The organism is uncultured Psychroserpens sp. (assembly GCF_947503375.1).
Classification (GTDB): Bacteria; Bacteroidota; Bacteroidia; order Flavobacteriales; family Flavobacteriaceae; genus Psychroserpens.
On sequence record NZ_CANNDQ010000001.1, the window covers coordinates 386,989 to 411,725 of the forward strand.

The following is a 24,737-nucleotide window of genomic DNA, read 5'->3' on the forward strand; positions in this document are numbered from 1 at the left end:
TCAAAATAAATGACATAAATAAAAACATTATGAAAACAAAATTACTACTTATTACTACAGCTTTTTTAGCTTTTAGTTTTCAAGCATTTGCACAACCCGTAAATGATGATTTTGCTGGAGCAATTCCTATTACTCCAAATGCTGAAGGAACTGGCTGCTCAAACGCTACAGATTTCTACTTGCCATTTGATTCAGATGGCACTACAGATAGTGGAATTCAAGGCTCTTGTAGAGCTTCTGGTAATGATCAGTTCTTTACTTGGACCGCGACTTCTCCAGGATTGTTTTTTACATCTCGAGCACCTGGTAATCCTGGCCTCGTCGTTTGGAATTCTACTGGTACTGTTGAAATTACTTGTACAGATACATTTTCAACTGAAATTATCGGAGGTTGGAATGTAGGTGATGATTTAGTACTTCAAATCTATGACTTTGCTGGAGCGGCTTCAGACGTTTCTTTTTGTCTTGAAGAATCAAGTACAGCTCCCGTACCACCTGCAATAACTTTTACAGCAACCTCTTCTGGAACTACAGGAGATTACAGGCTTGGTGCAGTTGATATGAACGGTGATCACCTTGATGATCTAGTAACGATTTCTGTAGACAATGTTAATATTAGACAACAAACGTCTGGAGGTTTTACTACCGTGAATATTCCAACAAGTGATGCAAACTATTTACCTAATTGGAGTATGGCTGCAGCAGATTATAATAGAGATGGTTATACAGATCTTCTATATGGAAATGGTAGTGGAGTGACGTTTATGAGAAGTAATAGTACAGGAACAGCATTTACAGAAGTTTCAGGTCCTGAAGATGTATTCTCTCAACGCTCCAATTTTATAGATATAAATAACGATGGGCATTTAGATGCTTTTGTTTGTCATGATGTAGCACCAAATGTATATTATATCAATGATGGCTCTGGAAATTTGACGTTTTACCAATCTACTGTTACTCCTGGAGCTCCTGTTAACTTAGGAGATTATCCATCAGGTGGTAATTATGGGTCTATATGGATCGACTATGACAACGATAGAGATTTAGATATGTTTATTGCTAAGTGCGGTGGTGAAACCGCTAGACGTACTAATCAAATGCACACCAATAATGGTAGCGGAGTATATTCAGAAAATGCAGCCGCTATTGGTCTAGCAGATCCTATGCAAACTTGGTCTGCTGCTTGGGGAGATTTTGATAATGATGGAGATATGGATGTCTTTGTTGGTGCAAGCTCTGGATCACATAAATTAATGGAAAATACTAATGGAACATTCACAGATATTACTGTCAGTTCTGGAGTAAGTGCATTAGCGCTAACCTCTACTGAAACTGTAACTTTTGATTTTGATAATGATGGTAATCTTGATTTAGCATCTGGAGGAAATCTATTATTTGGAAATGGAGATATGACATTCACAGTCCATACTAATATATTTCCAGGTGCAGGTGCTTATGGCGATCTAAATAATGATGGTTTTATTGATGCTTTTAATTCAGGTAGTGTCTATACAAACAATAAAGAAACCGGACACAACTGGATCAAAATATACACCACAGGAACAGATAGTAATATTAATGGTATAGGTGCACGTGTAGAAATTACTACCGCTTCAGGCACTCAAATTAGAGATGTAAGAAGTGGTGACGGGTTTAGATACATGAATTCGTTAAATACACATTTTGGAATTGGTTCTGACACTTCAATTAATAGTATTGTTGTCTACTGGCCTTCAGGTAATGTTGACACAGTAACTAATCCACCAATAAATACTCCAATAGAGATCATTGAAGGAGATACACTTAGCTTAGAAGGTACTTTGACTGACGATCTGGTTATTTATCCAAACCCAGCAAAAGATGTATTAAATATAAGTACATCAACTCCTTTCCAAGACAATACAATTTACACAATATTTGATATTAATGGTAAGCGAGTAATGAATGCTAAATTAAATCAATCTACTATTGATGTCTCTGGATTAAGTACTGGAAATTACATCCTTAGAATAATATCAGGAGAATCTATAAAAAGCCAGAAATTTATTAAACAATAAGTAAGTAAATTTTGATAAAAAAGCCTCTAAAGTCCCTTTTAGAGGCTTTTTTTTACTATTTTTAAAAACTATTTTTTTAATCACACAAAAAATTATGAAAAAAATTACATTTTTTGCATTCTTATTTGTATCGTTTACTTGCTTTGCGCAGGTACTTAACCAACCAGCGAATTGGCCAAACCCAAATTGGACTATAACTGGTTCGTATGATGCAAATCCTAACATTTTTACCGACAACCCAACCAACTCCTCTCATTTTTCTTTTGATGACGATGAAGGTGGTGGTGGATCTATAAACAATATTGCTGCCGAATCACCAACTATTGACTTAACAAATGCTTTTAACGCTGGTGAAACATGGATAACAGTAGGCGGCTCTTATGTGTTTAACATTTATCAAAACGAAACTTTATTTGTTCAATATTGGGATGCTGATGCTAATAGCTGGCAAAACATTGGTTCTGGTCTAACTGAAACGCCTGCAGCTCCTAATGTTAATTTTTGTAACGGTAATCCACAAAATTTAGATAATTTTATTTTGAATATTGTTTCATTTACTGCAAATCAACTTTCAAATTTTAAATATCGAATTTCATACGATGATAACACATCTTATGGTTGGGGATTTTGTTTTGATTCACCAACAATAAATTCACAAGCACCTCCAGCATGTCCAAACATTACAAATTTAAATGTTACAAGCGTAGGTGTTACATCTGCTAACGTATATTGGCAAGCTGGTAGTACAGAAACCAATTGGGAAATAGTAGTTCAATCTGCTGGCTCAGGAATACCTTCAAGTTCTGGAACTTCAACCAGTGTTAATAACCCTTACCCAATAAGTGGATTAACTGAAAGTACGCCTTATGAAGTATACGTAAGAGGGTTTTGTGGTGGAACAGATTATAGCAATTGGATAGGCCCTGTAGGTTTTACTACTTTAACGTCAGCACGTGTCAATTTTACTCAAGAGAATATGAGTATAGGTGGTTATGACCTTACAATTGTTGATATGAATGGCGATCATCTTGATGATATTGTCTCTGCTACTGCAACAAATGTTAATATTCATTATCAATTATCTGGAGGTGGTTTCAGTGAAGTAAATATAGGCACATCAAATGCAGATTATCTTCCTGGTTGGAGTATGGCTGCTGCAGATTTTGACGGAAATGGACATACAGATCTTTTATATGGAAGTGGTAGTGGTGTAACATTCATGAAAGCAAATAATTCTGGTACTGGTTTTACAGAAATATCTGGCTCTGAATATGTGTTCTCGCAACGTTCTAATTTTGCAGACATCAATAATGATGGCCATTTAGATGCTTTTGTTTGTCATGACGTAGCGCCAAATGTCTACTATATTAATGATGGCTCAGGTAATTTAACCTTTTATCAATCAGCCGTTACTGCCGGAGCTCCTGTCAATTTAGGAGATTATTCTTCTGGAGGTAATTATGGGTCTATCTGGATTGACTATGATAACGATAGAGATTTAGATATGTTTATTGCTAAATGTGGTGGAGAGACAGCAAGAAGAAGAAATAATATGCTCACTAACAATGGTGACGGAACTTATACCGAAAACGCAGCAGCTTTAGGCTTAGATGACCCTATGCAAACATGGTCGTCTTCATGGGGAGATTATGATAACGATGGTGATATGGACCTTTTTGTAGGTGCTAGTTCTGGCACACATAAGCTTATGAGAAATAATGGCGACGGAACTTTTACAGATGTCACATCTGGTGCTGGTGTAAGTGGTGCGCCTAATGGTCACGAGAATGTGAGTCATGATATCGATAATGATGGTTACTTAGACATATTATGTAATGGAACCATTTTGTACGGAAAAGGAGATTTAACATTCGAAGATGCTGATAACAGTCAACTTAACTACAAAAATGGATCTTTTGGAGACTTAAACAATGATGGCTTTATTGATGCTTACTACAATGGTAATATATACTGGAATCTAACAACTAGTAATAATTGGATTAAAATTAATACCGTAGGAACTACTAGTAATGTTGATGGTATTGGTGCCCGTGTTGAAATTTATACAGACAGCGGTACACAAATAAGAGATGTACGAAGTGGTGAAGGTTTTGAATACATGAGTAGTTTGAATACACATTTTGGAATTGGTAGTGACACCAATATTTCACATATCATTATATATTGGCCAAATTCTGGTTGTGAAATGTACATGAATCCATCTATAAACCAACCTTTTACTGCTGTAGAAGGTTCTGGTGTATCTTGTGACATACTAGGCGTTGATGATGAAACCTTAGCTTCAGATATCATTTTATCGCCAAATCCAACCAAAGATGTGATAAACATTACTACTAGTTTACAATTACAAAATGTAATCTATAATATTTATGACATTAGCGGAAGACGTGTAATGGCAAACTCTTTGAATAACTCTAATTCAATTGATGTCTCTCAGCTAAGTGCAGGAAATTATATCCTAAGTATTATATCAGACAATATGATTAAAAATCAAAAATTTATTAAACAATAAATTTATTAAATAAACTTTAAAAGCCGCTATTTATATAAATAGCGGCTTTTTTTTGTAGTATTTTTGCAACATGCTTCAAGTTAATAAACTCACTTTTAGTTACAAAAAACAGAATATCTTAAATGAGATCAGTTTTAATGTAACCCTGGGAGAGCACCTCTCTATTATTGGAGAAAGTGGTTCTGGAAAAACAACTTTACTCAAACTACTCTATGGTGAATATGATTTAAACGAAGGAACTATATTTTGGAAAGATCAACAAATCTTAGGACCAAAATTTAATCTAGTCATTGGTTATGATTTTATGAAATATGTTAGCCAAGAATTTGACTTAATGCCTTATACTTCAGTGGAAGAGAATATAGGTAAATTCTTATCAAACTTTTATCGAGAAGAAAAACGAAAACGTACTGCTGAACTTTTAGATATTGTCGAACTTACCCAATATGCAAAAACAAAAGTTAAGGCACTGAGTGGTGGACAGAAACAACGAGTAGCTCTGGCAAGAGCTTTGGCTAAACAACCTGAGGTAATATTACTTGATGAGCCTTTTAGTCATATTGATAGCTTTAAAAAACAATCATTACGTAGAAACATTTTCAAGTATCTAAAAGACAAAAAAATAACTTGTATTGTAGCAACTCATGATAAAGATGATGTTCTTGGATATAGTGATAAAATACTTTTTCTTAATAACAATCGAATTGAAGCTTATGATACTCCAGAAAATTTGTATAGCAATCCAAAAACGTCATTGGTAGCAGCTTTTTTTAGTGAGTTTAATAGCATTAATGACGAAATCGTTTATGCACATCAGCTAAAAATAGTTGAGCATTCAAATTTAAAAGTTTTAGTTCTTGGGTCATATTTCAAAGGAAACTATTACTTAATCGAAGTAATACATGAACATACATTTTTGTTTTTTGAACACCATGTTGCGCTGGAGCCTAATAGTGAGATCTTTTTGAAAATCAGCAAATAACAAATGCTGCGTAGTGGCCACAATGCGTGAAAGAAAAGACGTAAGGAAGCTTTTTAGTAAGTTTGAAAAGTTCAGGAACACCTAATTGAGATTTTCTAATACTCAATGTATTTAAATCTAACTCTTTAGTTTTAGAAATTGATTTCAGAAAAAAATCCCTTAGCAGCATACTTTGTTTAAAATATGAAGATGCATCTACCATAATTATTGATGATTCTATTTTATGTTCAACGTCTTGTCGTGCGATAGTATAAATGTAATCTTTAGATATAACAGAAAATGTGTGATGAATAGTATTTTCAAAGAGAACTTCACCTTTTGATTTTGAATTTAGCTTACATTCAAACTTTTTTGGATTAAAAAAACGCTTATTATTGTATCGAATATGACTCTTATAGGCAGCTTCTTTCATACTCCAAAACAACCAGACCTTTTGATTTTGGTTTTCAGAATTTAAAATGATTTCTTGTTCTTTTCGAGTAAATATTTTCTCTAAAAAACGCGGGCGTAGCCAATTAGACGTTTGAGTTATATGCTTTAAATCGACAATATCGTTGCCAATCATTTTTTTGAAAGTTTTTCGTTAACAATAGCCATTACTGCTTCAACAGAAATCATTTTCTCCATATCTTCATTTTCAATTCTAATGTCGAATTCATCTTCAACATCTAAAATAACATCAACAAGATTTGCTGAATTAATCTTTAGATCGTTAATAAAATCTGTTTTTTCTGAAAGGTTATTGAAGGCCTCTTCATCTTGAATATAAGGCTGAACAATTGTTTTTAATTTTGAGATAAGTTCGTCTTTGGTCATGGCTTAATAATATCTCTTAAAGATAATACAACCATTCACATCGCCAAAACCAAAACTAGCTTTTGCTACGATATTAATCTCCGTTTTTAATAATTGTTTTACTATACGTTCTTCTGAAATCAAATTAGAGATCTCTTGATGAATATCTTCGCAGTTGAGATTGGGAAACAAAAACTGATCTTTCAATTGAAGTACAGTAGCTACACTTTCAATACTTCCAGCTGCAGCTAAACAATGACCTACCATAGATTTTAAAGAATTAATATAAGGAAAAACCTTACCTTTTCGACCCAAAGCTTTAACCCAATTCTCTATCTCTAAAACATCTTTTGAAGTTGCAGTTAAATGACCATTAATGGCATCTATATCATTTGAACGAATTTCCGAATTTTCAACAGCATTTGTAATGCAGCGAATTACAGCTTCTGCATTTGGAGCTGTCATGGTTCCGCCTTGTCGTTGTCCGCCAGAATTGAGGTGTCCACCTAAAATTTCAGCATAAATCGTTGCATTCCTTTCATGAGCACTTTCTAAAGATTCTAAAACTAAAGCGCCTGCGCCTGCGCCTGGAACAAAACCTGATGCACTTGCACTCATTGGTCTAGAGCCTTTTTTAGGCGATTTGTTATGTTTGTAAGTCATAACACGCATGGCATCAAAACCGCCCCAAATATAAGGGCCACCATCACTACAACTACCAACCAACATTCGTTTTGCTTGACCATTCTTGATACGTTCGTATCCCATTAAAATGGCTTCAGTTCCTGTTGTACAAGCTGAAGAGTTAGTCGTTACTTGATTTCCTACTCCAAGTATTCCACCTAAAAAAGCACTAATACCACTAGCCATTGTTTGCACAACAACAGTACTTCCTAAACGCTTCACTTGTTTATCATCTAACTTGTAGATCGCTTCTCTAAACTTTTCAACACCTGACGTGCCTGTGCCAAAAACAATTCCGCTATCAAAGTCCAATTTGCTTTTTGCGTCAACAGTTAATCCAGCATCCTTCCATGCATCGATACCAGCCATACAACCATATAAAATTCCAGAACTATTGAAACCTCTTAATTGAAGAGGTGATAGGTATTCTAATTTTTTTTCTTCACTAACTTCTGGCACACCTCCTATACTACAAGAAAAATTTAAATCGGCTAATGGTTGATGAAAGGTGATCCCAGAATCTCCTTGTTTTATAGCTTTGGAAAAGGCTTCTAATCCAACACCATTTGGTGCAACGACACCTAAGCCTGTGATGACAACTCTATTTTTCATACGCTTATCATTCCAGAAATTTCACCTCGGCATACGAGTTCTTTTTTTTTATTAAAAAGTTTTACTTGGCATTTTAGTTTATTGAATCTAAATACTTCTTTTTCAGAAACTACAATGACTTTCTCATCAGGATATACAGGCAAAAAGAAATCCATTTTACATGATGTTAAAGCGATTTGTGGTTGATTGCTTTCAAAAAGTGTTTCCTTTAAGAGATAAATTCCTAAGCATACCAGCCCTATTTGTGCCATACACTCAGTTAAAATGACTCCAGGAGTGATTGGTTTATCTTTAAAATGACCTTGATAGAAATATGCATCTTTTTGAAAAGTGTAATTTCCTGTAATACCTTCAGAAGACACCTCTGTTAATTCATCAACAAACAGAAAAGGATCTTGATAAGGTAATAAGGCTATGATTTGATCTACTGTCATATATTTAACTCACATGTTCACCACCATCAACTGGTATGATTGAACCATTAATCCAACTCGCTTCATCCTTACTTAATAAATAGACAGCATTAGCTACATCTTCAGGTCGTGTCAGGCGTTTAAATGGATTACGCTTTAAGCTATGGGCTTTAATTTGATCGTTACCAGGAATTAATCGAAATGATGCCGTATCTGTTACTCCTGCTTGAATACAATTTGCTCTAATTCCAAAAGGCGCAAATTCTAAAGCAATGTTTCGCGTTATCGCTTCCAATGTTACTTTTGCTGCAGATACAGCAGCATAATTCTTCCAAGCTTTGATGTTTCCTTCACTAGTAAAACTCAGCACCCTTGAATCTTCAGCAAACAACTTTGCCTCAAAGATGGCCTTAGTCCAATCGTATAAACTAATAGCCATAGCATTAATGGTTAAATTGAAATCATCATTTTTTAATGTTGGTTTTTCATTATCTAGCATTGGTTTTAAATTCCCTTTAGCAACACTATGAACTAACGTTCTAATTTTTCCAATATGTTGAAATAGTACCCTTAATTCTGAAATAATTTGCTCTCTTTTTTCTAGTTTAAAAGCATCTAGATTATAAGACTTAAATTGAACGCCTTCTGCCTTGATTATGTTAAACTCTGCTGAGATTCTATCTTCTTGTATTCTAGAATTTCGATAAATAATACAAATATTCATTCCGTGTCTCGCTAATTTTTTTGCTGTTGCGAGACCCAATCCGCTTGAACCACCCAAAATGAGTGCCCAATAGTTTTTGTTTTGAAATTCTCTTACCATTCTAATAATATGCGTTGTGCTGAGAAGCCTGGTCCAAAACTCAGCATTAATCCTCGATCTCCTTTTGGTAATTGTTTGTCCATAAATCGCTCTAAAACATATAATACAGTAGCACTACTCATGTTACCATATAATTTGAGTACCGCTTTGGTATCGTCTATATTTTTACCTAATGAGCCAAATAAATCTTCAACTGTTTGTACAATTTTTTTTCCTCCAGGATGAAAAATCAAATGATCAATATCTTTAATTGTTATTTGGTTTTGCTTTAAAAATGGGTGTACGATTTTAGGAAAATGTTCTGAAATAGTTTCGGGTACAGCTTTGTCTAAAATCATTTGTAATCCAGTATTCACTAATTTAAAACCCATCATGGTTTCGGCATCGTAAAAATGATACATGGCTTCGTCAATGATTTTTGGTCCTTGTTCATTTTCATAAGATGATAAAATAACACTCGAAGCACCATCACCAAAAATAGCTGCACTTACGATATTGACCATTGAAAAATCATCTAACTGAAATGTAGCTGTAGGTGATTCAACGGCAATAACAGCAGCTCGTTTATTTGGATTTGATCTTAAAAAATTTTTGGCATAGATAATCCCAGAAACACCAGCAGCACAACCCATTTCGGTTACAGGAAGTCGTACAATATCTTGTTTCATTTTTAAATTATTGATCAAATAAGCATCTATAGAAGGAATCATTATTCCTGTGCAGCTTACTGTGATGATATAGTCAATGTCATTTGGTTTTAAATCTGCTTTTTCTAAAGCCTTAATCAAAGAGTATTCAGCTAGTTTTATGGCTTCTTTTGAATAAATAGTGTTTTTTTCTTCAAATGATGTTTTTGTAAACACATCTTCTGCATCCATTATAGAATAACGTCTGTCTACGCCTGCATTCTCAAAAAGCTTGATTACTTTTCGTCGAAAACGCTCGTCTTGTCCAGATAACCAGATATTCAAATACGGAATAATATCTTTGGTGTTTCTAGTATATTTTGGCAGCTGCTTGGCTACTGAAGTTATTTTTACGCTCATATTACTTATACTTCAAAATCCATTGGTAACGAAATGCCCATTTCCATTGTATGTTATAGTTTGCGTTTAATTGTTTTGACAATTTTACTAACTCTTGTCGCTTAAACCCTCTAAGAACAGAGGTTAATCCATCTTCAATAATGGTTTTGTTTTTAATACTTATACATAATAGCCTAAATAAATAATAAGCCAATTTATGTCGGTGTAAATCATTCACTACGACTCCAAGTTTTGCTTTTCTCAATACTGGCTTTAAAAATGAAATTAGTTCATTTTCTTTAAAATGATGCATGAACAATGTACTTAATACAATATCAAACTCTAATTTATTGAAGTCATTTGAAAAAATATCTATGGCTAAGAATTGTATATTATCATAGGTCTGAGATAATGATTCAGCATAGTTGATCGTGTGTTTATTAGCGTCAATACCTATAAGATTAAAGCTATACTTATTTTGCCTTCCAAAATTGGATATGACTCTAAGGATATCTCCGCCACCACAACCTAAATCTATGATGGTTATTGGTTTGTTTTTTGAATGACCTTTGAGAATTTTTTTGAGTCCATCAATAGTTACCTTATTTCCCCCTAACCATTGATTTATTTTAGCCAATTTATTGAGCGCATCATGTAGCATTGGACCATTGTAATCCATGTCGTCCATAATTTCTTCTTGATTGCTTCTATATTTTGTATTGACTAGAATACTCATTCTGTTTGCATTATTTTACCATGTGTTCGCTTTATAATATGAGGTAAAAGATTAGGAAATCTCTTCAAGCCTTGCATTAAAATTTCAGAAAATTTAGGCTTGTCAAATACTTTTGCGACAAGATGCCCCATTTTCAATCTCGATTTAAAAGCCTTATTCCATTCTCTAAAATACTGCTTTTCTAAAGCTTCTCTATTAGAAATTTCAGAATTAAAATATTTAACAATTAATCTTGATGCTATTTGAGCGCTTCTAATAGCCATACTCATTCCGTTACCACAAAGTGGATGAATTAAGGCTGCAGTATCACCACACATGAGTATATGATTATCTACTGGATCTTTTTTATCAAAAGAGATTTGACTTATCGTTAAAGGTTGATCAAAAACAGAAACTGATTCTTGAAAAATGGTTTTCAAAAACTGATTCTTGAAAATTACTTTCTGTTGAAATTCATCAATACTCTTGTATTTTTTAAATACGTTATAATTTGTGATATAGCATAAGTTGGTATGATTACTTTCTATTTTAGAAACGCCACAGTATCCGCCTTCAAAGTTATGAAGTGCTACTAGATCTTCTGGAAAATCTACTTGAACGTGCTTCTTTACTGCTAAGTAAGGCGATTTACTTTTAATAAACTGCCGATTCAATTTTACATCGAGATTTGAACGTTTCCCATAGGCACCAATTACAATTTTTGATTCAAAGTAGTGGTTGCGTTTTGTTTTTACCTTGAAGGTATCTTTAAAGAAATCAACGTCCACGACAGAATCTTGAAGTAAAACTACTTTCTGTTCGACCGCTTTTTTTGCTAGAGCCTGATCTAAACAAAACCTGCTAATACCAAAGCCACCCAATGGTAATGTCGCAGAAATAAATTTACTTTTTGTAGTTGAAAGTAGAAACTTATTGATTTTTTTTGCGCCTAACTTAAACACGTCAATATCAAGAAATGTAAGATATGGCAAGACCTCATTTGAGATATATTCACCACAAACCTTATGTCTTGGGTATTGGTTTTTTTCTACAACCAAAACATTTAAGTTGTGTTTTGACAAATGAATAGCACAGGATAAACCAGCTAAGCCGCCTCCAATAATAACCACATCATATTTTGAAATTTCATTACTCAAATCAACCTTTTTTTAAGGTGTGATTTACATTAATTTTTACCGTATTTGATAATATAAAACTGCTTCCGCCTACACCATAATGGCGACGATTGATCTCAAAATAAGCTTTTAAGGTTGAGCCACTATCGTTATTTGTAATTTCCATTGGAATGATTATCGTCTTTGTTGTTTTCTTTATCGTAAGATTTACAGTGACCTCGTAGTTGTTCTCTGAAATTTTTTTAAAATTCTTAGCTTCTAAGGTTATCTTTGGATATGTACTAACATCAAAATAATCTTCAGCTCTAAGATGTGTATCTCTTTTATCATTTTCTGTATAGATAGATGCAGTTTCTACACTACCAGATAATGTCCATTTTGAAATATCCTTAGTTTTAAAATTTGTCGTAATTGTGGCATTATTGAAAGTTCCGTCAACATTAATTCCTAAATTTCTAATTTTAAAATCTACTGAAATTTGAGTGATAAGATCTTGAGCTCCTCCTACAAATGAGAATAGTATGCTCATACATAGTATAAGTATGATTTTTATCTTTTTCATGTATTAAAGATACGCTGAAAATGATTTAGATAAAACTAGATAGTCTTAATAATTTTAAAGTTTTGATTTCTAAATTGAATCTGGTCGCCAATAGTCTTACCTAAAAGCAATTTACCAATCGGTGTATTTGCTGAAATGACATAAAATGATACATCATCAACTTTTAATTCTCCAGCACTAATGGCAATAAAATAATTGGCTTTAGTCGTATATATTAGAGATCCTATTCCTATAACCTCTGAAGTCTTCGAAATTTCTATTTTAGATAAGAGTTGATTTGTTTTTTGAATTTCAGCCAACTGCTGGCCTACTTTTTCACGTTCTAACTGCAACATCGCGCGACCTGTTTCATGTTTATCTCCTGCTGAACTTTTTGTTTCGGAAGTCAACGATTCTTGTATCTCATGAATTGTCTTTTTGATGGTCTGTAAACGATTGTCAATAAATATTTGACATTGTGAAAACAATTCTTTTTTGATATTACTTTCTTTTGCCATCTTGATCAAGGTAATTTAATTGCCCATAATAGCCCATTTGAGTAATGATCCATCGTTTTCTAGTTTCTATGTATGAGGTTGTTGGATTGGCTTTGTAACGTAATGGATTAGGCAATATAGAAGCAATAGCTGCAGCTTCATGTTTTGTTAGTTGTGTGGCAGACTTCTTAAACCAATATTGAGCAGCAGCTTCAGCACCATAAACTCCAGGCCCCATTTCAATGCTATTTAGATACACTTCCATGATACGCTCTTTACTCCAAATCAATTCGATTAAAAATGTAAAATAGGTTTCCAAACCTTTTCGAAACCAACTACGCTCTGGCCATAAGAAAACATTTTTTGCTGTCTGCTGACTAATGGTACTTGCGCCTTTAAGTGTTTTCCCTTTTTTATTGTTTTTATAGGCCTTCTCAATGGCTTCAATATCAAAGCCATGGTGTTTTAAAAAATTTTGATCTTCACTACAAATCACTGCCAGTTGTAAATTATATGATATTTTCTGAATAGGGACCCAATCATGTTGTTTTGTGTTTTTAGTAGTATTTGATTGCTCTACATTTCTAATGATCATTAAAGGCGTGATAGGTACTGGTACCCATTTGAAAACAACAACCAAAACAACAGAAAATATAAAAAGCCAGAACAGTATTTTGAATATGAACTTAAAAAATCGTTTAATTAATTTCATGGCCAATATCTAAATTAGGTTAGCAAGGTCTTTGCCTACTAAACTACCAATAGCGACTCCCATACCACCTAACCTTACGCCACAAAACACATGATTACTTAATTGTTTTACGATGGGTTTTTTCTGTTGCCCAACACCCATAATACCACTCCATTTGCAATCTATTTCAAAAGGTGTTGTGGGTAAAATAGTAGTTCTTAAAAGTTCTTCTAGTTTATTTTGAATTAGCTCTGTTTGTGCTAGTTCTGTGGTTTGTTCGGTTTTAAAATCAAGATTGCGCCCACCACCAAATAAGATTCTATTATCAATATTTCTGAAATAATAATACCCTTGATCTAAATGAAAAGTCCCTTTAATATGAAGCTGTTTTATTGGCTTTGTAATTAAAACTTGAGCTCTGGCGGGTTTCACGCGCTCAATGTTTAGTGTTGAAGCAAATCCATTAGTTGCAATTAACAACTTAGAAGTTGACAGCTCAAATACATTCGTATTTATCTTTACTGAATTTGAATCTTCTGAAAATCCTTTCACGAAAACATTATTGAGAATTTTGACATCATGTTCTAACGCGTTTTTCAATAAGGCCTCCATCATTTTTCCAGTATCGATCTGGCCTTCAAATTGATTAAAACTCAATGTGTCTTTACAATTTTTAAAACCGTACATATCGCGCTTAAAACTAAATACATCTTCATTAAAAAGTGGTTTTAAAAAATTGTTTACAGATTGTTTTTGCGCTTTGCAAAGCTCTAATAAATGACCTTTTTTTGTAAATAGCTCGTAGCCGCCAAGTTGCTTGTAATCAATTGTATTATCTCCTAAAGTTGTTCTTAATAGTTTCAACCCGTTGATGCGGCTTTCCACTAACTGGAAAACATCTTCTTTAGTGTGTGATTTAAGGTCATCTATAATTTCGCTTAAACTTCCAAAACAAGCAAAACCTGCATTTTTAGTACTAGCGCCTTGAGGTAACATTCCTTTTTCTAAAATTAAAACTTTAGCCTTAGGGAAACGTTTTTTTAATTGTAAAGCACAATTTAGACCAACGATACCACTACCAATAATGGTATAATCCACATTGGTGAGCCATGTTTTTATTTCCCAATAACTTAAATTCATCGTTCTAATTTACTTCTTTTTCTGTTAAGGATTGAACAATGTGTTTGAGTTCCTCTTAGAGAGTGAGTAATGAAAGCCTGACAGTGTATTGCATTAGCAATAAAGCGAAACAGCAAAAAAAACTCCGAAACATAAATTTCGGAGTTTAGTATTAGTTTTCTTCAGGTTGAATTTTGAAATCTTCCATAAATTTAGTGGTATAATTGCCTGCCAAATAATCTGGATGCTCCATTAATTGTCTGTGGAATGGAATTGTTGTTTTAATCCCTTCGATGACGAATTCTTCTAAAGCACGTTTCATTTTGTTAATTGCCTCCTCACGCGTTTGTGCTGTGGTAATTAACTTTGCAATCATTGAATCGTAATTAGGTGGAATCACATAGCCTGCATAAACATGTGTGTCTAAACGTACTCCATGTCCTCCTGGAGCATGTAAGGTTGTAATTCGCCCAGGTGATGGTCTGAAATCATTAAATGGATCTTCAGCATTTATACGACACTCAATAGAGTGTAAGTTTGGAGTATAGTTTTTTCCTGAAATTGGTACACCTGCTGCTACTAATATTTGTTCACGAATCAAATCGAAATCGATTACTTGTTCAGTAATAGGGTGTTCAACTTGAATACGCGTATTCATTTCCATGAAATAGAAATTACGATGCTTATCAACTAAAAACTCAACGGTTCCGGCACCTTCATATTTAATATATTCTGCAGCCTTAACTGCGGCTTTACCCATTTTTTCACGCAAAGCTTTGGTCATAAATGGCGAAGGAACCTCTTCAGTTAATTTTTGGTGGCGACGTTGTACTGAGCAATCACGTTCAGATAAATGACATGCTCTACCAGTAGAATCTCCAACAACTTGAATTTCGATATGGCGTGGTTCTTCAATAAGCTTTTCCATATACATATCGTCATTACCAAAAGCTGCTTTAGATTCTGTTCGTGCAGACTCCCATGCATTTTGTAGATCTTCAGGTTTCCAAACAGCACGCATTCCTTTACCTCCACCTCCTGCAGATGCTTTAAGCATAACAGGATATCCTGTTTCTTCAGCTAGTTTTTTACACTCTTCAAAATCTTCAATAATACCTTCACTTCCTGGAACACATGGCACTCCAGCCGCAAGCATTGTTGCTTTAGCGTTTGCCTTATCTCCCATGCGGTCAATCATTTCTGGTGAAGCACCTATAAATTTGATATCGTGCTCTTCACAAATTTTTGAAAATTTAGCATTTTCAGATAAAAACCCGTATCCTGGATGGATAGCATCAGCATTTGTAATCTCAGCTGCAGCAATGATATTAGAGATTTTCAGGTAAGATTCACTACTAGAAGGTGGTCCTATACAAACTGCTTCATCGGCAAACTTTACATGCAAGCTTTCGGCATCAGCAGTAGAATAAACAGCTACTGTTTTGATACCCATTTCTTTACAGGTTCTAATAACACGTAGTGCTATTTCACCTCTATTGGCTACTAATATTTTTTTAAACATAACTTATTACTATTTAAAATCTCAAATTCCAAATTCCAATAGTTAAGGATTTGTATTTTGGAACTTTAAATTTGGTTATGATGGATCAACTAAAAACAGTGGTTGATCAAATTCTACTGGAGATGAATCGTCTACTAAAATTTTAACGATTTTACCTGATACCTCAGATTCGATTTCGTTAAATAATTTCATCGCTTCAATGACGCACAAGACATCGCCTTCACCAATTGAAGAACCTACCTCAACAAATACAGGTTTATCTGGAGATGGCTTACGGTAGAATGTTCCTATGATTGGTGATTTAATAGTTATATATTTTGAATCATCAGACGCAGCTTGAGTTTCAGCAGCTGGTGCAGCAGCAGGAGCTGGTGCAGCGGCTGGTATTGCTTGTGCGACTGGCTGATTTACTGGTATTTGCTGAACGTAAGTTGTAGAATCTACTTTGTCATCTGATCCAGTTTTTATGGTGATTTTAACATCATCCATTTCTAATTTAACCTCACTTGCACCTGATTTGGCCACAAATTTGATTAAGTTTTGAATTTCCTTAATATCCATAATTAATAGTCTTTTTAATTAGTTAGTTAAAAGTTGGTTATGAATTATAAGCCCATTTTAAATAAATAGAGCCCCAAGTAAATCCGCCTCCAAAGGCTGCGAATATAATTTTATCATCTTTTTTTAATTGTGATTCATAATCGTGCAATAGTAATGGTAGTGTCGCTGATGTTGTATTTCCATATTTATGGATGTTCATCATTACCTTTTCAGGATTTAAAGACACTCTATTAGCAGTTGCTTCGATAATTCTTCTATTGGCTTGATGAGCAGCTAACCATGATATATCATCGTTGGTCAGATTATTTCGCTTTAGGATACGTTCTGTTACATCAGCCATATTAAATACAGCATTCTTAAAAACCGTTTTACCTTCTTGAAACACAAAGTGTTTTCCTTCTGCAACAGCTTCTGGAGTTGATGGATACGAAGATCCACCATATTGAGCATGAAGAAATTCACGTCCTTCGCCATTGCTTCTTAATAATTCATCTTGCAAACCATACCCTTCATGATTAGGCTCAAATAAAACAGCACCTGCTCCATCACCAAAAATGATACATGTAGCTCTATCTTCATAATTAATCATTGACGAATTTTTATCAGCTCCTACAAGCAATACTTTCTTATACTTTCCAGATTCGATATAGCGTGCGGCAACAGACATGCCATAAAGAAAACTTGAGCAGGCAGCTTCTAAATCAAAAGAAAATGCATTAGTAGCTCCTATATTGGTAGCTGTAAAAGCCGAAGTAGAAGCGGCTTTCATATCAGGTGTAGCGGTTGCAACAATTACTAATTCTATCTCTTTAGGATCAATTCCTTTTTTATCGATAAGATCTTGGGCAGCTTTTATAGCTAAGTAAGAGGTGCCTTTACCTTCTTCTTTAAGAATTCTACGTTCTTTAATTCCTGTTCGCGTTGTAATCCATTCGTCATTAGTATCAACCATCGTTTCCAAAATCTGATTGGTCAACCTATATTCAGGTAAATAAGCTCCTACTCCTGTAATTGCAGCTGTGATTTTACTCATACTAAATTTTTAAAAATAGTCTCAAAAAGGCAAAAATCGTCAAAAAAAGGTAAAATTTTAATGAATTTACTAAATTTTGAACGAATATGGCGCAAATTAAGTCGTTTTTAAGACTTTGAGAAATTAAACATAAAAAAAACGCTCAATATTGAGCGTTTTATTGTATGCGTACATAATACTTATGCTAAATTTTCTTCTTCAGAGTTATCTATTAAAACCTGACCTCTGTAATAAAGCTTACCTTCATGCCAATGTGCTCTATGGTAAAGATGTGCTTCTCCTGTTGTAGGACATGTAGCTATAGTAGGAACAGACGCTTTGTAGTGTGTTCTTCTCTTATCTCTTCTTGTTCTAGATATCTTTCTTTTAGGATGTGCCATTTTATATGTTATTTATCCGTTAATAGTTTTTTTAATGTATTCCAACGAGGATCAATATCCTCAGATGCTTCTTCTCTTTCTTCTAAACCTTTAGGGCTTAATTCTTCTAACTTTTTAAGTATTTCTGAATCCAATGTACCATCTTCAATACCAGGATGTATGCGTTTAGCTGGCATTGATAGAATAATTAATTCATAAATGTATTGCGCTACATTTATTTCGTATTCACCATGAGGCAAAATAACGATATCTTCAAAGTCATCGTTATATGCTTCGCCAAATTTAACAACCAAATCAAAATCGCCCTTGACATATTGATCATAGGGTTCATTTGTAAGGTCGCAATTTACATTTACAAAACCTGAAACATCGAAATGTAGTTCCAATAAAGTCGTTTTCTTTTCAAAAACCAACGTTGTGTTAATGTTTACATCATTAAAATCATCATACTCAAAATGTTCAAAGAACGTTTTATCAATTTGATAATCAAAATGGTGCTTTCCTATCTTAAGACCAACATAAGGTATCGTAAATTCCTTTAAAGGCTTCATCATCGCATTCATTTTGAGCCTGCAAATATATGCATTTTTATTTATTCTACGATTGTTTATAAACAAAAAATGTTTATATCTTTTTTGGTCTTGGTTTTAATGGGTTTTTAGACATTAATTCGTACTCTCTTCTGTTTTTAAAAACGTGTATAGCTGTAAAAACGGCTTCTTTAAATGACCCATTATCTGCTTCCCCCTTTCCTGCTATTTCAAAAGCTGTTCCGTGATCTGGAGATGTTCTAACTTTGTTTAAGCCAGCCGTAAAATTTACGCCATGTCCAAAAGCTATCGTTTTAAACGGAATTAAACCTTGGTCGTGGTAAGCTGCAATAACTGCATCGAAATTCTTGTAATTACCTGAACCAAAAAAGCTGTCGGCCGAATATGGACCATATACCAATTTTTTATCTTCCCTTATACGCTCAAGTGTAGGTTTTAAAACAGTATCATCCTCTTCTCCAATAACACCATTATCTCCAGCATGAGGATTTATGCCTAGTACAGCTATCTTAGGCTTACTAATTCTAAAGTCTTTAACTAATGACTCATAAACTGTTGCCACTTTTTCTTCAATCAATTCAGCGTTGATGTGTTGTGGAACATCCTTTACAGGAACATGGTCTGTAAGTAATCCTACTTTTAATGATTCTGTCACCATAAACATTAAACTGTTGCCTTCTAATTTTTCAGCAAGGTAATTTGTATGTCCAGGAAATTTGAAACTTTCAGATTGTATATTGTGTTTATGAATAGGCGCAGTAACTAGAACATCTATACTTCCATCCTTTAATGCATTGGTTGCTGCTTCAAGCGATTTAACTGAATACAATCCGATTTCTGTATTTTCTTCACCAAAATTTATGATCACACCTTCTTTCCAAACATTAAGCACGTTAATTTTACCTGCAATTATTTGATCGAGGTGATTAATGCCATGAAAATTTATGCTACTTTTAAAATGTTTTTTAAAAAAAGACATGGTTTTAATTGATGCAAAAATAACTGGGGTACAAAACTCTAACATTCGATTGTCTTCAAAGGTCTTTATGATAATCTCTGACCCAATTCCGTTTAGATCTCCAATTGAGATTCCTAGTTTTATTTTTTTGTCTTTTTCCATTTAGATGTAATCTATAGTCCGTAATTTTACAACTGCAAATTTAACCAATTATTCGACACTATGTTTACAGGAATCATCGAAGATCTTGGCGTCATTACAAAGCTTACTAAAGACAGAGATAATCTTCATTTAACGATAAAAAGTCATATTACTTCAGAATTGAAGATTGATCAAAGCGTAGCTCATAATGGCATTTGTTTAACTGTAGTAGAACTTTTAAATGATAGCTATACTGTTACGGCCATTAAAGAAACTATCGATAAAACCAATATAGGTGTGTTAAAGGTAGGTGATATTATAAACCTGGAACGCGCTATGAAGCTAGGTGATAGACTTGATGGTCACATGGTACAAGGTCATGTTGATCAAACTGCTATATGTACATCTGTTGAAACTGCTAACGGAAGTTGGGTGTTTACTTTTCAATATGATAAATCACTAAATAATATCACTATTGAAAAAGGATCGATCACTGTAAATGGCGTAAGTTTAACAGTAGTAGACTCAAAAATTAGTACTTTTAGCGTTGCTATTATTCCTTATACGTATGAGCATACTAACTTCAAAATGTTTACCAAAGGAACTCTAGTAAATTTAGAATTTGATCTTATTGGGAAATATATCAAAAGGTTACACGAGAACCATGCGATGCGTTCTTAGTGTCTAGAAAGTTTTATACGTCGAATAATCCCATAGATCAATGCTACAACCAAAAACAATGGTAAGTAATCATCAATAGGCAACCCAGGAGGTGGAGGTGGACCTGGTGGTGGAGGTGTTCCGCCTTGAGCTGTAGATACAAAACTTATTAATACAAATAAGATTGAGGCTAAATATGTCTTGTTTTGTATTCTCATTAGTTCGGTAAAAGTATAAAAAAAACGGTACTGACAAAATAAAATAGCAAAAAATCATCTTTAAAAAGCAAAAAACATCGACGAAATGCAGCTTTTTGATAAGATTTATTTAACTTTTACTACGCTCAAATATATACTTTTTTGTATTAATTAAAAGCAATTCAAGGTTATTTTAATTTTAATTTGAGTCGTGTTTTAATTTAATGCTCAAATACTTACGAAAGAATAATGATTTTGGTTTTTAATTGCTAAAAAAGGAGTTTAAAAGAACAAATTAAAGCGCTATCAGTACATTTGATCTAAAACTTCAATTACCTCAGCCTTTTTTCTAACTGAAACCGGTACATTATCACCATTTTTAAGCATTAAATAACCGCCATCAGTTTTTATAAAAGCACTGATGTATTTGACATTTATCAAATGGCTTTGATGTACTCTTAAAAACCCACAGGGTTTAAGTATTTCAGCAAAATATTTTAATGTTTTGGTCACGAAAATTTTCTGTCCATCATGTAAATAGAACATGGTATTATTACTGTCTGACTCGCAACGTACAATATCGTCTATAAGTACTACTGTAATTTTATCAAGCGTATGTAGTGAAATTCTATCTGGTACTTTTTCAGGTGATGAAAGTGTACGTTTCAATATACTCAGACGTTCCGTATTAGGTTGTATTTGGTGTTTGGCTTTATGAATTGCGTTGGCTAATTCTTCTTTATTATAAGGCTTTAATACATAGTCTATTGCTGCAAATTTAAAGGCTTTGATTGCAAATTCATCGCTAGCTGTAACAAAAATGATTTTAGATTTAAGTTCCGGAAAAATTTCTAAAACATCAAACCCTGTCCCATCTCCTAGCATGATATCTAAAAACAATATATCTGGCTGTGTTTTTCTGAGTGCTTTAGCGGCTTCTACTACACTTTGAGCTGTGTCAATAATTTGAATTTCTGGGTGGTTGGTTTCTATATCACTTTTTAAAAGCTGCATAGCTTCTAAAAAGTCTTCTACTATAATTGCCGTGAGCATAATTAATAATCTGTTTGTAACGGAATTTTAAACGTAATGGTTGTGCCAATAGTACTTCCGTCTTTTTGTTTTACTTCTTTAATTTCCAAAGTATTTTCCCCACTAATAGAGATTAAACGCTCTTTAGTCACTTTCAATGCCATAGATTGATGGTCTGTTTTTGGCTTTTGGTCTCGAGAGTTAAAAATGCCTATTCCATTATCTGTAATAGTTACTTTGAGGGTTTCATTTATTGTTTCAAATGTTATTTCTAATACACCAGATCTTGGCCCTTTTAAAATTCCATGTCTTATGGCATTTTCAACAAAGGGTTGAACAAGCATTGGAGGTATTAGTATTTCATCTACATCAATATCTGTTTTCAATTCAATATGGTAGTCAAACTGTTTTTCGGCCATCAATTGTTCTACTTCAATATAATGTGTCAATGTTTTTATTTCTTGATCTAAACTGATCGTGTCTTTCCTTGAATTGGTTAATGTTTCTCTTAATAATGAAGCAAAGCTATTAACCGTATCGTTCATTTTTTCTGGTTTGGTTGGTGCCATGGCTTTTATTCCATTTAAAACATTAAAAATAAAATGAGGATTCATTTGCAAGCGCAACGCTTTTTGTTCTAAAGTCAATAAATGATTTTCTAATTGCAGCTGTTTTTGTGCTTTAGTATTTTTTCGTTGAATCCTTTTAATATTTGAACGTATAGCTATTATTAATACAATAATAGCTATCACAACTATTACACTTAAAAACCATCCTTTAGTGTATAACGGATTTTCAATATAAAATAAGAAACGTTTTGGATCACTTTGTTTCCACCTGTAATTTCTTGATTGAACTATAAAGCTATGAGCACCAAAATTAAGTTCTGGCAAATCTTGAATTCTATTTGTGGTCCAAGAACTCCAATCATTATCATTTAGTTTGTAGCGATACTCTACACCTTTTGGATGATCTAAATCAACTGTTTTATATGTAAAACTAACTTGCCTTTGGTTAGGATTGAATTTTAAAACCTTATCGGTATTGATCCAAGAAGAAAAGTCAATGGTATCGATGCTTTTATTGTTTACGCTAATCTCTTCTATGAATAGATTTGGCTTTTGAGATTCTTTACTAATTGTTGATGGTTGATATTCGGTTAGCCCGTAAATGGTACCAAACCACAAATGCCCTTTATTGTCCAAGTCTACAGCATTCAAACACGTTTCAATGCCTAAAAAACCATCATTCTTTCCAAAATGAAACACATCACTAATGTTAGTATCTTGGTCTAGCTCTATTTTATCTACACCTTGCTCTGTACCTACCCAAAGGTAACCCTGTTGATCAAAAATAAGTTGATATATATTATCTGATGTTATCTGTTTATTGCCTTTAAGCTTTTTAAAAGCACCTAAACTTTGTTCATTTGACCACCAAATTCCTTGGCCAGCTGTGCCTATAAACAAAATATTATTGTGAATTACAATGCTGTTAATTGCTATTTTTTGATTTAAGACCTCTCCAATGTGAGTTACTTTATTATCTGCCAAATAACCTATATGACCATTTTGTGTTGTATACCAAAGCTTGTTGTTGTCTGCAATCATGTCTTTAATATACAAGTCTTCAATGTCATCAAACTTTGAAAACGTATTAAAAACAGCCAAGCTATCATGATTAGGATAATAACCAAATTTTACTATTCCGCTAGCATATGTTGCTGCCCAAACGGTATCATTTTTTGCACAGATCGCGCGTATCCAATCAAAAGGAAAACCTGTTTCAGTACTCAAAACTTTTTCTTTCTCAATCACTATAGGATATCTTGTTTTTGATTTTTTTAAAGAATCTACAACTATTGAGTCTTTAGTTATTTTTCCTTTAAACAGTAGACCATTACCATCTGATCCAGCCCAAATATTTCCATTATCGTCACTGGTAATCGCTTTTATTTTTGCATCTGAAAAGGTCTCTGGCATTTCAATATCGTGAATTCCCATTGGATCAATTCGCATTAAACCTGCTTCAGAGTTTGATATCCAAATACCATCTTTGGCTTTATGAACAGCATAAATACGATTTCCATTTAAACCAGTTTCTGTATTGTAATGTTTAAAATCATTTTGAAAGTACTTGTATAAACCACCTCCAGATGTAGCAATCCAGAGATTGGATTGTTGGTCTGTTAATACTTGCCTCACATGAGGAACAGATAATCCGTTCGCACTATTAAGCGTGTATAAAATTTTATGTGTTTTTGTATTAATAATCGAAATCCCAACATTGTCTGTAGCTACCCAAAGCTCATTATTGTTTTGTATTGAAATTGAGTTGATTCGTAGTGGTTCTTGTATTAAAACAGCATCATTAAAATTTTTGGGATCAAAAACTAGAGTGCCATCATTAAAAGTAGATGCATATATCTTGTTGTTGAAACCAACTAAAGATGTGAAATCACTCACTTGTAGTTTCTCTATAAGTGTTGGGTTAGACTCAAGAGTTTTAAGTTTCCAAAGTCCATTTTGAGTTGCTATCCAAAAGTGTTCATCAAGATAAAGCGCATCCTTAGTTTGGGTATGATCTATTTCGTTATGAAGTGTTACCTTCTCGACAGATAGGTCATTTTTAATTTTGTAAACACCCTCATTGGTTAATACGTAGGTTTTTTTATGAAATTGAATAATCTTATTGACTTGAGGAAGATCAATATTTAAAAAACTCTTTTTTATTTTAATCGAAAGACCTTGCCTGGTTCCTATAAGCAAAGTGTCGTTTATGGCTTTAAGCGCATGAATGTAATTTGACCCTAGTCCTTTTGTTTCGTTCCAAACGCTAAAATCACTTCCATCAAAACGAGCTAAACCACCTCCTTGAGTGCCAAGCCACAAGTATCCTTTGTGGTCTTGAGCCATAGCGTATATTTGAGATTGAGGCAACCCATCTTCAATGGTATATGCTCTAAATTGTTTATTTTGAGATTGTATGACATACACACCTCCTAAAACAAAAAAACAATATAATAGAAAAGATTTCAATAGTCGATAATTTATCTACGTGCAACTTACAATTTTGATCG

25 protein-coding genes are annotated in these 24,737 nt (G+C 33.5%); 4 read left to right on the forward strand and 21 right to left on the reverse strand.

Annotation, left to right across the window (positions count from 1 at the left end; translation table 11 throughout):
- Positions 1-29 precede the first annotated feature (29 nt).
- The 3 genes from Q0876_RS01675 to Q0876_RS01685 all read left to right on the forward strand — a co-directional run bounded on the left by Q0876_RS01675 (position 30) and on the right by Q0876_RS01685 (position 5,572).
- Positions 30-2,057 (forward strand): FG-GAP-like repeat-containing protein, encoded by a 2,028-nt coding sequence (locus tag Q0876_RS01675; protein ID WP_299223380.1) that lies wholly within the window; start codon positions 30-32, stop codon positions 2,055-2,057.
- A gap of 94 nt (positions 2,058-2,151) precedes the next feature.
- The gene (locus tag Q0876_RS01680; protein WP_299223382.1) at positions 2,152-4,590 is read left to right on the forward strand and encodes an FG-GAP-like repeat-containing protein; all 2,439 of its coding nucleotides are present in this window, start codon (positions 2,152-2,154) and stop codon (positions 4,588-4,590) included.
- A 70-nt stretch (positions 4,591-4,660) separates the two neighbouring features.
- Positions 4,661-5,572, forward strand: a complete 912-nt coding sequence (locus Q0876_RS01685; protein ID WP_299223384.1) for an ABC transporter ATP-binding protein — start codon at positions 4,661-4,663, stop codon at positions 5,570-5,572.
- On the opposite strand, the gene Q0876_RS01690 is transcribed toward Q0876_RS01685, so the two are convergent.
- The 18 genes from Q0876_RS01690 to pdxA all read right to left on the reverse strand — a co-directional run bounded on the left by Q0876_RS01690 (position 5,562) and on the right by pdxA (position 19,790).
- A complete protein-coding gene (locus tag Q0876_RS01690; protein ID WP_299223386.1) occupies positions 5,562-6,137 on the reverse strand; it encodes a 4'-phosphopantetheinyl transferase superfamily protein in 576 nt (191 codons plus the stop codon). The two genes, Q0876_RS01685 and Q0876_RS01690, sit on opposite strands and share 11 nt — an antisense overlap.
- On the reverse strand, positions 6,134-6,388 hold the full coding sequence (locus tag Q0876_RS01695; RefSeq protein WP_299223388.1) for an acyl carrier protein: 255 nt from the start codon (positions 6,386-6,388) through the stop codon (positions 6,134-6,136). Before Q0876_RS01695 ends, Q0876_RS01690 begins: the two co-directional genes overlap by 4 nt.
- Before the next feature lie 3 nt (positions 6,389-6,391).
- A complete protein-coding gene (locus tag Q0876_RS01700; RefSeq protein WP_299223390.1) occupies positions 6,392-7,663 on the reverse strand; it encodes a beta-ketoacyl synthase in 1,272 nt (423 codons plus the stop codon).
- Positions 7,660-8,097 (reverse strand): hydroxymyristoyl-ACP dehydratase, encoded by a 438-nt coding sequence (locus Q0876_RS01705; RefSeq protein WP_299223392.1) that lies wholly within the window; start codon positions 8,095-8,097, stop codon positions 7,660-7,662. Before Q0876_RS01705 ends, Q0876_RS01700 begins: the two co-directional genes overlap by 4 nt.
- Positions 8,098-8,101: 4 nt before the next feature.
- Positions 8,102-8,899 (reverse strand): SDR family oxidoreductase, encoded by a 798-nt coding sequence (locus Q0876_RS01710; RefSeq protein ID WP_299223394.1) that lies wholly within the window; start codon positions 8,897-8,899, stop codon positions 8,102-8,104.
- Positions 8,893-9,945 carry a type III polyketide synthase gene (locus Q0876_RS01715; RefSeq protein WP_299223396.1) on the reverse strand — a complete coding sequence of 351 codons (1,053 nt, stop codon included), beginning with the start codon at positions 9,943-9,945 and terminating at the stop codon, positions 8,893-8,895. The genes Q0876_RS01710 and Q0876_RS01715 overlap by 7 nt, the downstream gene beginning before the upstream one ends.
- A 1-nt stretch (position 9,946) precedes the next feature.
- A complete protein-coding gene (locus tag Q0876_RS01720; RefSeq protein WP_299223397.1) occupies positions 9,947-10,660 on the reverse strand; it encodes a methyltransferase domain-containing protein in 714 nt (237 codons plus the stop codon).
- Entirely contained in the window at positions 10,657-11,796 is a 1,140-nt protein-coding gene (locus Q0876_RS01725; protein WP_299223398.1) for an NAD(P)/FAD-dependent oxidoreductase, read from the reverse strand. Before Q0876_RS01725 ends, Q0876_RS01720 begins: the two co-directional genes overlap by 4 nt.
- 1 nt (position 11,797) lies before the next feature.
- Positions 11,798-12,337 (reverse strand): YceI family protein, encoded by a 540-nt coding sequence (locus Q0876_RS01730; protein ID WP_299223400.1) that lies wholly within the window; start codon positions 12,335-12,337, stop codon positions 11,798-11,800.
- Between the two features lie 35 nt (positions 12,338-12,372).
- Positions 12,373-12,834: a 3-oxoacyl-ACP synthase gene (locus Q0876_RS01735; RefSeq protein WP_299223402.1), complete on the reverse strand. Its 462-nt coding sequence runs from the start codon at positions 12,832-12,834 to the stop codon at positions 12,373-12,375.
- Positions 12,818-13,525 (reverse strand): monofunctional biosynthetic peptidoglycan transglycosylase, encoded by a 708-nt coding sequence (gene mtgA, locus Q0876_RS01740; RefSeq protein WP_299223404.1) that lies wholly within the window; start codon positions 13,523-13,525, stop codon positions 12,818-12,820. The genes Q0876_RS01735 and mtgA overlap by 17 nt, the downstream gene beginning before the upstream one ends.
- Positions 13,526-13,534: 9 nt before the next feature.
- Entirely contained in the window at positions 13,535-14,644 is a 1,110-nt protein-coding gene (locus Q0876_RS01745) for an FAD-binding oxidoreductase (protein WP_299223406.1), read from the reverse strand.
- A gap of 151 nt (positions 14,645-14,795) precedes the next feature.
- Positions 14,796-16,145, reverse strand: coding sequence for an acetyl-CoA carboxylase biotin carboxylase subunit (gene accC, locus Q0876_RS01750; RefSeq protein WP_299223408.1), 1,350 nt, complete (start codon positions 16,143-16,145; stop codon positions 14,796-14,798).
- Positions 16,146-16,220: 75 nt separating this feature from the next.
- Complete coding sequence (accB, locus tag Q0876_RS01755) at positions 16,221-16,706, reverse strand: acetyl-CoA carboxylase biotin carboxyl carrier protein (RefSeq protein ID WP_299223409.1); 486 nt, start codon at positions 16,704-16,706, stop codon at positions 16,221-16,223.
- 37 nt (positions 16,707-16,743) lie between these two features.
- Positions 16,744-17,739 carry a beta-ketoacyl-ACP synthase III gene (locus tag Q0876_RS01760; protein ID WP_299223411.1) on the reverse strand — a complete coding sequence of 332 codons (996 nt, stop codon included), beginning with the start codon at positions 17,737-17,739 and terminating at the stop codon, positions 16,744-16,746.
- Between the two features lie 179 nt (positions 17,740-17,918).
- A complete protein-coding gene (gene rpmF, locus Q0876_RS01765) occupies positions 17,919-18,119 on the reverse strand; it encodes a 50S ribosomal protein L32 (protein ID WP_299223412.1) in 201 nt (66 codons plus the stop codon).
- 8 nt (positions 18,120-18,127) lie between these two features.
- The gene (locus tag Q0876_RS01770) at positions 18,128-18,670 is read right to left on the reverse strand and encodes a DUF177 domain-containing protein (RefSeq protein ID WP_299223956.1); all 543 of its coding nucleotides are present in this window, start codon (positions 18,668-18,670) and stop codon (positions 18,128-18,130) included.
- A gap of 73 nt (positions 18,671-18,743) precedes the next feature.
- Positions 18,744-19,790, reverse strand: a complete 1,047-nt coding sequence (gene pdxA, locus Q0876_RS01775; RefSeq protein ID WP_299223414.1) for a 4-hydroxythreonine-4-phosphate dehydrogenase PdxA — start codon at positions 19,788-19,790, stop codon at positions 18,744-18,746.
- 60 nt (positions 19,791-19,850) lie between these two features.
- On the opposite strand from pdxA, the gene Q0876_RS01780 reads away from it, so the two are divergent.
- Positions 19,851-20,450, forward strand: a complete 600-nt coding sequence (locus tag Q0876_RS01780) for a riboflavin synthase (RefSeq protein ID WP_299223416.1) — start codon at positions 19,851-19,853, stop codon at positions 20,448-20,450.
- Here the strand turns inward: Q0876_RS01780 and Q0876_RS01785 are convergent.
- From Q0876_RS01785 to Q0876_RS01795, 3 genes are all read right to left on the reverse strand, one after another.
- Positions 20,447-20,647, reverse strand: a complete 201-nt coding sequence (locus Q0876_RS01785) for a hypothetical protein (protein WP_299223418.1) — start codon at positions 20,645-20,647, stop codon at positions 20,447-20,449. The genes Q0876_RS01780 and Q0876_RS01785 overlap by 4 nt on opposite strands.
- Before the next feature lie 285 nt (positions 20,648-20,932).
- Entirely contained in the window at positions 20,933-21,679 is a 747-nt protein-coding gene (locus Q0876_RS01790; RefSeq protein WP_299223420.1) for a LytTR family DNA-binding domain-containing protein, read from the reverse strand.
- Positions 21,680-21,681: 2 nt separating this feature from the next.
- On the reverse strand, positions 21,682-24,696 hold the full coding sequence (locus tag Q0876_RS01795) for a two-component regulator propeller domain-containing protein (RefSeq protein WP_299223422.1): 3,015 nt from the start codon (positions 24,694-24,696) through the stop codon (positions 21,682-21,684).
- Between the last annotated feature and the right edge of the window lie 41 nt (positions 24,697-24,737).

Bases quoted from the DNA above. Each gene is read 5' to 3' on its own strand.
- Q0876_RS01675 (WP_299223380.1), top strand. From the start codon at position 30: ATGAAAACAAAATTACTACTTATTACTACAGCTTTTTTAGCTTTTAGT.
- Q0876_RS01680 (WP_299223382.1), top strand. From the start codon at position 2,152: ATGAAAAAAATTACATTTTTTGCATTCTTATTTGTATCGTTTACTTGC.
- Q0876_RS01685 (WP_299223384.1), top strand. From the start codon at position 4,661: ATGCTTCAAGTTAATAAACTCACTTTTAGTTACAAAAAACAGAATATC.
- Q0876_RS01690 (WP_299223386.1), bottom strand. From the start codon at position 6,137: ATGATTGGCAACGATATTGTCGATTTAAAGCATATAACTCAAACGTCT.
- Q0876_RS01695 (WP_299223388.1), bottom strand. From the start codon at position 6,388: ATGACCAAAGACGAACTTATCTCAAAATTAAAAACAATTGTTCAGCCT.
- Q0876_RS01700 (WP_299223390.1), bottom strand. From the start codon at position 7,663: ATGAAAAATAGAGTTGTCATCACAGGCTTAGGTGTCGTTGCACCAAAT.
- Q0876_RS01705 (WP_299223392.1), bottom strand. From the start codon at position 8,097: ATGACAGTAGATCAAATCATAGCCTTATTACCTTATCAAGATCCTTTT.
- Q0876_RS01710 (WP_299223394.1), bottom strand. From the start codon at position 8,899: ATGGTAAGAGAATTTCAAAACAAAAACTATTGGGCACTCATTTTGGGT.
- Q0876_RS01715 (WP_299223396.1), bottom strand. From the start codon at position 9,945: ATGAGCGTAAAAATAACTTCAGTAGCCAAGCAGCTGCCAAAATATACT.
- Q0876_RS01720 (WP_299223397.1), bottom strand. From the start codon at position 10,660: ATGAGTATTCTAGTCAATACAAAATATAGAAGCAATCAAGAAGAAATT.
- Q0876_RS01730 (WP_299223400.1), bottom strand. From the start codon at position 12,337: ATGAAAAAGATAAAAATCATACTTATACTATGTATGAGCATACTATTC.
- Q0876_RS01735 (WP_299223402.1), bottom strand. From the start codon at position 12,834: ATGGCAAAAGAAAGTAATATCAAAAAAGAATTGTTTTCACAATGTCAA.
- mtgA (WP_299223404.1), bottom strand. From the start codon at position 13,525: ATGAAATTAATTAAACGATTTTTTAAGTTCATATTCAAAATACTGTTC.
- Q0876_RS01745 (WP_299223406.1), bottom strand. From the start codon at position 14,644: ATGAATTTAAGTTATTGGGAAATAAAAACATGGCTCACCAATGTGGAT.
- accC (WP_299223408.1), bottom strand. From the start codon at position 16,145: ATGTTTAAAAAAATATTAGTAGCCAATAGAGGTGAAATAGCACTACGT.
- accB (WP_299223409.1), bottom strand. From the start codon at position 16,706: ATGGATATTAAGGAAATTCAAAACTTAATCAAATTTGTGGCCAAATCA.
- Q0876_RS01760 (WP_299223411.1), bottom strand. From the start codon at position 17,739: ATGAGTAAAATCACAGCTGCAATTACAGGAGTAGGAGCTTATTTACCT.
- rpmF (WP_299223412.1), bottom strand. From the start codon at position 18,119: ATGGCACATCCTAAAAGAAAGATATCTAGAACAAGAAGAGATAAGAGA.
- Q0876_RS01770 (WP_299223956.1), bottom strand. From the start codon at position 18,670: ATGAAGCCTTTAAAGGAATTTACGATACCTTATGTTGGTCTTAAGATA.
- pdxA (WP_299223414.1), bottom strand. From the start codon at position 19,790: ATGGAAAAAGACAAAAAAATAAAACTAGGAATCTCAATTGGAGATCTA.
- Q0876_RS01780 (WP_299223416.1), top strand. From the start codon at position 19,851: ATGTTTACAGGAATCATCGAAGATCTTGGCGTCATTACAAAGCTTACT.
- Q0876_RS01785 (WP_299223418.1), bottom strand. From the start codon at position 20,647: ATGAGAATACAAAACAAGACATATTTAGCCTCAATCTTATTTGTATTA.
- Q0876_RS01790 (WP_299223420.1), bottom strand. From the start codon at position 21,679: ATGCTCACGGCAATTATAGTAGAAGACTTTTTAGAAGCTATGCAGCTT.